Raw genomic sequence first — 9,307 nt, forward strand, 5'->3', positions numbered from 1 at the left:
ACAGGAAACTTACGATCTGCTAGCGTTTCAATGATTTGACGGCCTACTAAACCAGTAGCGCCAAGTACGGCAACGTTATATTTTTGCGACATATTTCTTCCTCTATAAACGACATTAAAACAACATCGTTAGTTAAATAATTATTCAGCTATGCTAAAGCCAAGCTGGCTAAGTGCTGCTAATTGTGGGCTATCACCTTGTAGAAATAAGGTGCTAAATTCTCGCCTTATAGGATAGTTTTTACGTAAACTATCAAAGCCGTCGCTCTCTAGACGACGAAGTAATATTCCGTCATCGCGGCGAACGTCATAAATTAAATGCACTAAACGGGCAATATCTTGCTCATTAAGGCTTTGCGTAACAGTTGCATTTGTAACGGCTGGTGTTGGTAAAAAATCATCCAACGATTTAATCGCCTCAACACCTTTGAGCTGACACAGTTTTTGATACAACATTTGTGTACCACGAGCTTTCCCCTCAAGTGTATGCCCTGCAATATGCACACTAGCGTAACGAACATGCTCTAGTAATTCAGTTAAAATATTGGGTTCTTTCTCCCATACATCAAGTACTAAATCTAAATCAGCCCCAGCTTCCATTACCTCAAGCAATGCTTGGTTATCAATTACATCGCCACGGCTTGCATTAATTAGCGTGGTTCCTGGCTTAAGTGCTTTTAAACGCTCTTTACCCATCATGTGCAGTGTTTTATGCTCGCCACTTTTAACAAGGGGAACGTGAAAAGTAACAACATCTGACTGCGCTAATAACTCATCAAGCGCTACATGCTCTTGTAATAAGCCTTGTTCGTGCTTAATCGGATCGCACAGCAGTACAACTACGTTTAATGCTTTTAATTTTTGCGCCAAACATGTACCAATGTTGCCCATCCCTACAATACCAATTTTTTGACCACACAATGGACGCGCATTTTCTTGGCTTAATGCAAATAAGCTACTAATTACATATTCAGCTACAGCAACAGCATTACAACCAGGTGCACTTGTAAAAGCAATATTTCTATCATGCAGTAATTGCGTATCAATATGGTCAATGCCGATTGTGGCAGTACCTACAAAGCTCAACTTGTTAGCTTGTACCAAAAGTTCATGATTAACATTTGTCACCGAACGAGTAAGAAGAACATCTACATCTATTAATTGTTCAGGTGTTAATTTACGACCATCAAAACGCTCAACCTCACCAAAGTCTGCAAAGTACTGCTCAACTAAAGGCATATTTTGATCGGCAAGAATTTTCATTACAGAGTCCGTTTGGCAATTAAGAGGCGCCATTGTAGCGAACAACCTAGCCTTTACACAAACTAAAAAGGCGCATTTTAGTTAATACAAAGACTCAAAAATGGGGATGTGGATTGTTTTAAATCAGCAATTAAAATTAGGAATTTAAACGATGCAAATAATAACCTTACTATTGAATACACAAAGGCCGAATCACAGCATGATTCGGCCTTTATTATGCAAAATAAACTTCAATTACATTTACTTGATTTTAGTTTATAGCTCAAAATCTTTTTTGAATTTCAAACCAAATTCACTTCGATCATTACTGCGCATTACGCCAACAAAACCTGATTGTTGTAGACGACCAACATCGTAAACTTCGTTTAGAACGTTTTCACCATACAGTGTAACTTCCATATCGCCATATGGATTAGTGTAGGAAATATTAAAACCAACTAGTTCACGAGAGTCAATGGTCTCACTTTGGTTATAAACTGATTGCCCTTGCATTTCGCTTCGGTACGAATAATTAGCATTAAACGCAAGTGTTGCGCCGCTCTCTAAATCCATAAAGTAAGAAGGTGCAACCATGACAGTCCAGCGTGGTGTAAGTGCTGGTGAATCGCCTTTACCTATACCTTGTACACCCTCAGCCACTTCTGTTATTTCAGAATCTAAATAACCAACTGCACTGCGAATAGTAAAATCATCAGTAATAGCGACGGTTGTTTCAAGCTCAATACCTTGTGCTTTAGACTGACCCGCATTTTCTACAATTGTTACGAAACCGCCACCTGCTGTTGGGTCTGAAAACGGTAATGCTAAATCAGTGTAATCAGTCACAAATACCGCAAGCATCATAGATACATTTTCGTGTACTTGGCCTTTTAGACCCATTTCGTAGTTAATCGCTTTCGTTTCGTCAAATGATACAAACTGGTCTGGTCCACCAAATGGGCGCGGTGGAAAACCGCCTGTTTGGTAGCCTTTTTGAATCTGGCCATACACATTCATATTATTGCTAAGCTGATAAGATGCATTTACATCCCAGGTAACTGCATCAAAATCTGCACTTACATACTTACGAGTAGGAAATGATGGGAATATAGCATTTGCATCTTTTTCATCTTTTGAATAACGAAGGCCACCACCTACCGTTAAATCGTCAGTTAAATCGTAGCTTGCATTAAAGTAGGCTGCGTAAGAATTAGTTTCTTGGTTAATTTCAAAATCGCCGTAACCACCAAATGATTCTGTTACTCCGTCATTCAATAAGCCATTGGGTGTATTAAATGGGCTGAATACAAATGGGCCTGAACGTGTAAAGCCATCTTCATTAAAAAAGTAAAGGCCTGACACAAAGTCCATATTATCAAATGTTGCATTTAGTTGAATTTCAAACGAGTACTGATCAGCTCCGCCCTCTTCTGGAAACTCAGATAAGTTTAAAGGTGATGCATCGTCATCTAGGCCACCTTCATACTCAGATGTACGGTAGCTTGAGATAAACTTAGTAGTATAAGTATCGTTAATTGCCCAATCAGCCGAGAACGATGTGCCCCAACCTGAGTAAGAAGTTGATTCAATACCAGCAACGGTTGTGCCTAAATCATCAGGGTCTGATGGAATTAAATCTTGAGTCAATAATGGGAAGTCGCCATTAAACACATCGTTTGCATCTAGCGGGTCAGTTAATTCAATTGTGTAAGGCGATTGACCTGACTCGTTATCAACTCCATCTAAAGCAAAAGTGAATGCTAAATCGCTGTTCGCTTGCCATTTAAGGGCTACACGACCACTAAATTCTTCTTCCTCACCAATTTCTTTCTCTGGATTTGCTAAATTAACAGCTTCACCAACACCATCACGTGTTTTGTAAGATGCACTCGCAGACATGCTTAGTTCATCGTTTAGTGAGTTATTAAAATAAACATCACCAGCAATACGTCCACGACTTCCCAGCTTAGCTGAAGTAGTTACAATACCTTCATCACCAGGTTGCTTTGTAATTACATTTACAGCGCCACCTAGTGTATTACGACCATATAAAGTACCTTGTGGGCCACGAAGCACTTCAACACGCTCAACATTAGGTAATGATAAATTAGAACCCATTTGACGACCTAAATAAACGCCATCTAAGTATACGCCTACACCTGGATCAGTAGTTATTATGTGATCTTGCAGACCAATACCACGAATAAATACAGACGCATGTGCTGCATTACCAACACCGTAACGGGTGATGTTTAAGTTTGGAACATATTTACCAATATCTTCAAGATTACTCATATTGGCTTTATCAATTAGGTTCGCCCCAATTGATGTGATAGCGGTTGGAGATTCAAATAAGCTCTCTGTACGTTTACGAGCTGTGACCTCGATTTTTTCAAACGCGTCTTGTTTTGCTGTTGTTTTGGCTTCTTCAGCATTTACTGAGGTAGATAGTGCAGCGACAATTGCTAGGCTTAACTGTGAGAGTGTGCGTAGTTTCAAAATATTCTCCAAAGGATACCGTGTGATTTTTGTTATGCTTTTATATTGATAATATAAATTTTAGGCATAAAAAAAGACGCTAAATAGCATCTTTCCTCTGGACAGGTATTATATGACATTATTGTGAATAAATGTATAAAATTATTTAAATAAATTCATAGAAAATGACAGTAATTTAAGCATTGTTAGCTTTAAATGAATTATCATAAATAAACCCCTTTGATATTTACCTCAGTAATAAACTGTTTTAAAACAAAAAATCGCATAAATACCATTTTAGAAAGCGCATAAAATATACTTATACATGTACTTAAGTGTATAAAAAAAGAGCTAGAACACATTCAGCTATCATTGAAATTAACTAAAAATAAGAATATAGTGCTAAAATGTAGTCTATGGATAGAATATTATGAATATTGAAAATACAGTAGATAAAAGCCCAAAATGCTTCACCAACTCAAATTACACCTCACTTTTTTGTGTTGCAGCTGACTTCAACGTCCTACTCGTTAATTATCAAGCTTTAAACGTCATTACCAATTATGAACTTATAAATCAGTTTATGCTAAAAAACGGTCATCAAGGACTCGTTATTTTTGACGTACCCAAAGACGGAGATGTACTCGCATTAAAAGAATGGCCTAATTTAAAAGGGTTGTTTTATGAAGGTACTGACGAGGTACTATTTCAGCAAGGGTTAGAAGCTATAGAGCAAGGAAAACTTTGGTTTCCACGTGCGGTAACTGATGGTTGGATGAGACAAATGCTAGCGAGTGAACAACAAACTGCGCTGCAATCAAATAACTTAACCTGCAAAGAAATGAAAGTATTAAACTTGTTATTTTCTGGCTTACATTCAAGCGCAATTGCAGACACTTTATTTATCAGTGAAGCTACAGTTCGTGTACATTTACACAAAGTGTATCAAAAAATAGCTGTAAAAAACAAGCAACAAGCATTGCTTTGGTGTCAAAAAAACTTAAATAAGATCAATAGTTAAAACCGATTAAGCAAACTTGATAATAGCTATTGTAATTACCAGCAACATTCGTTCTAACTCCTTAACCAAAGAACGTAAAAAGAAAATTTAGTTATAATATTCCCGCCATTTTAAAAAGCCTTATTAACTAGATTTAAAGTTTATTCTAATAAAATCATACTATTCTGCTTTTAATACATACATAAAATATATATGTTACAAAATTAAAAAGCCGTTACTAAATTTATTTTTATTAACTTCCTAAATTTATTAGATAAAAAACACTATCACTTCTATAATCCTATTGAAATCAACATCTAAATAACAAATAGGAAATACATATGAAAAAGCTATCTGTAGCAGTAGCTGTATGTGCTGTACTTGCATCTAGCTATGCAAGCGCTGAAGTACGTATTAATGGTTTTGCATCTATCGTAGGTGGTAAAAGCCTAGACAGTGATCAAACCTTATACGGATATGACGACGATATCTCATTTAAAAATGAGAGTGTATTTGCATTACAATTATCTGCCGATCTTCAGGAAAAGCTCAGCGCAACAGCGCAAATTGTGGCTCGCGGCGAGAATGATTTTGATGCCGATTTTGAGTGGGCGTATTTAACTTATGAGTTTAGTGATGAATTACAACTCAGCGCTGGTAAAATGCGTGCGCCATTTTACAAATACTCTGACTTTCTAGATGTAGGTTACACTTATCGCTGGGTTCGCCCTCCTCAATCGGTTTATAATTTACCATTTTCTACTTACGAAGGGTTGAGCTTACTATATACCTCACAAATCGGTGATTGGGACTCAAGTCTTCAAGTCATATATGGTAGCTTTGAAGATAATATCGCAGTAGTGTCGGTCAATGGCGAAACTGAGCTTAATGATATCGCTGGTCTTAACTGGTCACTTAGTTACGATTGGTTTAGCGCACGTGTTGCCTATTTTGTAGCAGAGACCACCATTGACATTGAAAATGATACTGATGCAGGTATCGCCCTTAATGGCCTAGAGGCAACTCTTCGCAGCTCGGGTTTCACAGATCAAGCTGATAGCATTGCTGTAAATGAAGACGATGGGGCATTTTTCGCACTTGGCTTTTCAATTGACTACAACAATATTTTATTTGATGCAGAGTATACTCAGTTTGAAGTCGATAACAGCGCTTTAGCTGAGCAAACTCAATACTATACCTCTCTAGGCTATCGTATGGATGAGTGGCTTGTTCACGTTACCTATGAAAACAACGACGATAAACACGATAACAACCGTTATGATTCACTTACAGCTGTGCCGCAATTAAATGCAGGTATAAATTCAGCATTAGAAGGCTCTAAAGCAAAAAGTAATGTTTACACAATTGGCGCACGTTATGACTTCCACCCTTCAGCTGCATTTAAAATTGACTTTAGTCGATTTGATGATGACATCACTGACACTGAAACGGATATAGTCGCCGTTGGTGTTGATTTAGTATTTTAATTGGAGCGGAATATGAAAAAATTAATCCTAGCTAGTGCGCTTTCATTATGTTCTTTCGGTGCTTTGGCTGAAGTTGCAGTAATTGTAAATCCTGGTAATGCAAATGCACTTGATGCAGAGACTATTAAGAAAATTTACTTAGGAAAGGCCAAGTCGTTTGATAACGGCAATAAGGTCAACCCAGCAACTCAAAACGGTACCGCTATTGCTGATGAATTCAATTCTAAAGTGGTAGGTAAATCGAGCAGCCAATTAAATGCCTATTGGTCAAAACTTGTTTTTACAGGTAAAGGGACACCGCCTGAAAAGTTTGATTCAGATCAAGCTGTCATTGACTTTGTTGCCGCTAATGGTGATTCAATCGGCTATATAGATAGCAGTAAAGCAACTGATAAAGTTAAAGTAATTGCTACCTTTTAATTGCTATTATTAAATAAAAAAAACCACCTAATCGGTGGTTTTTTTATAACTTAACTTTAATAACAATACGCTCAATTAAGTGAGATATTTTGAAGGAGAAAAACGGTGTCGATAGCAAGGCAAAAAAATTCTTATTTAGTATTCTAAATAAGAAATTTTAACGCGGCTAGCGTCTGACCTGCCCTCTCAAATTGAATAAGCATTACTTCGAATTGATTTAGCTACGTTACTCAATTTTAAATTTAGCCGTGGCATCTAATAGGTTATCTGAAAGGTAATGAAGGTTTTTAGCTACATCCCTCACAGCCGTTAGCGAGTCCATTGTATCTTCAAATGATACGTGCATATTTGTCACGTTTTCTACAACCATAGCAGCAACTGATGTTTGCTCTTCTGTGGCAGCAGCAATTTGTGAGTTCATTCCATTTATTTCTAACATTTGCTCTGCAATTTTCTCTATAGAAATACCCGTTTTTTCTGCTGCAGTTGCATTATCTGTAGCCATATCTCTTGCAGTCGTCATTGCAGTAACTGATTCGTTAGCCGCTTCAGTTAAAGTAGTCAACAGCTCTCGAATCTCATTTGTAGAATGAGCAGTTCGCGATGCAAGCTCTCTAACTTCATCAGCGACAACAGCAAAGCCTCGGCCATGCTCACCAGCACGGGCAGCCTCAATGGCAGCATTAAGTGCAAGTAAATTTGTTTGCTCCGCTATTGATGTAATAACATTTAATATTTGCGACACATTTTTTGTATCGTCTGCTAATTTATTGATAGTTGTAGCAGCGTGATTAATCTCATCACTTAACGTACGAGAAGCGGTTACTGATGTTTGTACTTGAGTTCTACTTTGCTCAACTTCTTTCTCTGCCGTTTGCGCTGCATGAGAAGCACTTGCAGCTGATTGAGAGATATCTCCTACACTCTGTTTCATCTCTTCCATTGATTGCTTTACAATCTCAGCATCAGTGGTTTGTTTAGTCGTTGCACGCTCCGCTTGTTCCATCCCCTGCACTAAACGAGTAGAGTTTTCCATTAACGGTTCGCAAACTGCTATAATTTCTAACACCGTTTTTTTCAATATGCCAATAAAAGAGTTGAAATTTATAGATACTTGACCTATTTCATCTTCAGAGTTAACTGTCAATTTAGTGCTTAGCGAGCCTTTACCGCTTGCTAATAAGCTTAAATTATTTGCCGCATCACTTGCCGAAGAAGCAATTCGCTTAGCTATCCAAATAGCCATAAAGAGTAATAAAATAAGCGATACAATAGAAACAGCTAACATTAACGTAAGGGCGTAATCAGAACGGTCCTTTGTGCTTGCAACAAGTTCAAAAAAGCGATCGTCAGCTTTGACTTGTGCTGCCTTAAACTTTTCTAGGACATCGGTATAAAGCGCTGTTTTCCTCTGTGCTTGTTGTTGAATTTTACTAAAATCTGCTGTTCCATTTACCATGCCATTTGCGATAGCCGCTGATATTTTTTCGTAATTTGCGAGCTGCTCTTTAGTGTCACTGTGAATGTAAGAGGCATTTATTTTTTCTATCGCAATAATATTCAACTCAAGTTGCTTGTATGTGTCAGATGCTTTCTCGACTAAATCTTGTTCACCAAATGTTACGGCTTGGGTGTAAAGTTCGTCCAGCTTCTCTAAAATGCCAACATTAGCAGATGTTAACTTAACAACTTTGTAGGATGATTTTTCCATTTCATCAAGTGCAATTCTATTATCATTCATAGCAAAATAGTTGATCAGAACAATCACTAAAAATGCAACGACAGCAATACTCGTAATCGCATGTATTTTTTTACTTATGCTGAGATTTTGAAAAGTGAAGCCTGAAGCCATTGTGAATACCTTATTTTGTTGTCTAAATCTATTATCGGCTTATTACTAATAAGTGTTAACTAAATTTATAAAATTTCTAGTTTTTTTTTACAAACAATTCAAAATTCTACATAACTAATTGCCCTTTAAAAAAAGAAAGTACAAATAACATTCAATTTAAATCGCAGGCACAAAAAAACCAGTAACATTTCTGTTACTGGTTTCTAAATTTGGTGCGGATGGGGGGACTTGAACCCCCACGCCCGAAAGCACCACCCCCTCAAGGTGGCGTGTCTACCAATTCCACCACATCCGCATTTTTAAGCTTTCGCTTATTTGTTAAACATATGATTTATTTGAGGAGTATAAATCGTTTAACGATAGCATTACGCTAAATTAGTTCGGTACGTCAGAGCTTTGCTCTTTCGTAGATGTTACCGGAACATCTTCTTCAACAGGAACTACAGTTTCTACTGCAGGAGCTGCTTCTAGGTTTTCCCACTCGTCAGTCTTTTTAATTTGACCTGCAGTTAGGTTACCTAGCACAATGCTTAAAACAAAAAATACTGTTGCTAAGCTTGTGGTTGTTTTTGTCATAAAGTTACCAGCACCTGACGAACCAAAAACCGTGCCTGATGCACCAGCGCCAAATGAAGAACCCATATCTGCGCCTTTACCTTGTTGAATTAAAACCATTCCAACTAGAGCTAAAGCCACAACTAAATAAACTACTAATAAAATTTCGTACATCTTATACAGTCCCTTTTGCACTGTTACAGATTGCAGTAAAAGACTCTGCCTTTAGACTTGCGCCGCCAATTAAGCCGCCATCTATATCTGTTTGTGCAAA

The 9,307-nt window shown here is 37.5% G+C and carries 8 protein-coding genes and 1 tRNA gene; 3 read left to right on the plus strand and 6 right to left on the minus strand.

The genetic code is table 11. The features are described from left to right. Window positions 1–140: 140 nt before the first annotated feature. Window positions 141–1,262 (minus strand): 4-phosphoerythronate dehydrogenase, encoded by a 1,122-nt coding sequence (locus ENH88_RS20760; RefSeq protein ID WP_304185227.1) that lies wholly within the window; start codon window positions 1,260–1,262, stop codon window positions 141–143. Between the two features lie 255 nt (window positions 1,263–1,517). After that, window positions 1,518–3,740 (minus strand): TonB-dependent receptor, encoded by a 2,223-nt coding sequence (locus tag ENH88_RS20765; protein ID WP_149602317.1) that lies wholly within the window; start codon window positions 3,738–3,740, stop codon window positions 1,518–1,520. Window positions 3,741–4,149: 409 nt separating this feature from the next. Between ENH88_RS20765 and ENH88_RS20770 the strand changes: the two genes are divergently transcribed. The 3 genes from ENH88_RS20770 to ENH88_RS20780 all read left to right on the plus strand — a co-directional run bounded on the left by ENH88_RS20770 (window position 4,150) and on the right by ENH88_RS20780 (window position 6,626). Further along, complete coding sequence (locus ENH88_RS20770; RefSeq protein ID WP_304185230.1) at window positions 4,150–4,740, plus strand: LuxR C-terminal-related transcriptional regulator; 591 nt, start codon at window positions 4,150–4,152, stop codon at window positions 4,738–4,740. Window positions 4,741–5,060: 320 nt separating this feature from the next. Further along, window positions 5,061–6,206: a porin gene (locus tag ENH88_RS20775; RefSeq protein ID WP_182672337.1), complete on the plus strand. Its 1,146-nt coding sequence runs from the start codon at window positions 5,061–5,063 to the stop codon at window positions 6,204–6,206. Between the two features lie 12 nt (window positions 6,207–6,218). Beyond that, window positions 6,219–6,626 carry a hypothetical protein gene (locus tag ENH88_RS20780; RefSeq protein ID WP_002962772.1) on the plus strand — a complete coding sequence of 136 codons (408 nt, stop codon included), beginning with the start codon at window positions 6,219–6,221 and terminating at the stop codon, window positions 6,624–6,626. A 226-nt stretch (window positions 6,627–6,852) separates the two neighbouring features. Here ENH88_RS20780 and ENH88_RS20785 read toward each other — a convergent pair whose 3' ends face one another. From ENH88_RS20785 to ENH88_RS20800, 4 genes are all read right to left on the minus strand, one after another. Then, on the minus strand, window positions 6,853–8,478 hold the full coding sequence (locus tag ENH88_RS20785; protein ID WP_304185237.1) for a methyl-accepting chemotaxis protein: 1,626 nt from the start codon (window positions 8,476–8,478) through the stop codon (window positions 6,853–6,855). Window positions 8,479–8,688: 210 nt separating this feature from the next. Further along, window positions 8,689–8,773 (minus strand) — tRNA-Leu (locus tag ENH88_RS20790). Window positions 8,774–8,853: 80 nt separating this feature from the next. Next, a complete protein-coding gene (secG, locus tag ENH88_RS20795; RefSeq protein ID WP_002962769.1) occupies window positions 8,854–9,207 on the minus strand; it encodes a preprotein translocase subunit SecG in 354 nt (117 codons plus the stop codon). Between the two features lies 1 nt (window position 9,208). Next, the coding region (locus ENH88_RS20800) for a triose-phosphate isomerase (RefSeq protein WP_304185242.1) at window positions 9,209–9,307 on the minus strand (99 nt) is incomplete at its 5' end.

It is taken from the genome of Pseudoalteromonas prydzensis (assembly GCF_011050055.1).
In the GTDB taxonomy this organism is placed as follows: Bacteria; Pseudomonadota; Gammaproteobacteria; order Enterobacterales; family Alteromonadaceae; genus Pseudoalteromonas; species Pseudoalteromonas prydzensis_A.

Excerpts from the sequence above, each read along its gene's own strand:
- ENH88_RS20775 (WP_182672337.1), top strand. The coding sequence starts at position 5,061 with ATGAAAAAGCTATCTGTAGCAGTAGCTGTATGTGCTGTACTTGCATCT.
- secG (WP_002962769.1), bottom strand. The coding sequence starts at position 9,207 with ATGTACGAAATTTTATTAGTAGTTTATTTAGTTGTGGCTTTAGCTCTA.
- ENH88_RS20780 (WP_002962772.1), top strand. The coding sequence starts at position 6,219 with ATGAAAAAATTAATCCTAGCTAGTGCGCTTTCATTATGTTCTTTCGGT.
- ENH88_RS20760 (WP_304185227.1), bottom strand. The coding sequence starts at position 1,262 with ATGAAAATTCTTGCCGATCAAAATATGCCTTTAGTTGAGCAGTACTTT.
- ENH88_RS20785 (WP_304185237.1), bottom strand. The coding sequence starts at position 8,478 with ATGGCTTCAGGCTTCACTTTTCAAAATCTCAGCATAAGTAAAAAAATA.
- ENH88_RS20770 (WP_304185230.1), top strand. The coding sequence starts at position 4,150 with ATGAATATTGAAAATACAGTAGATAAAAGCCCAAAATGCTTCACCAAC.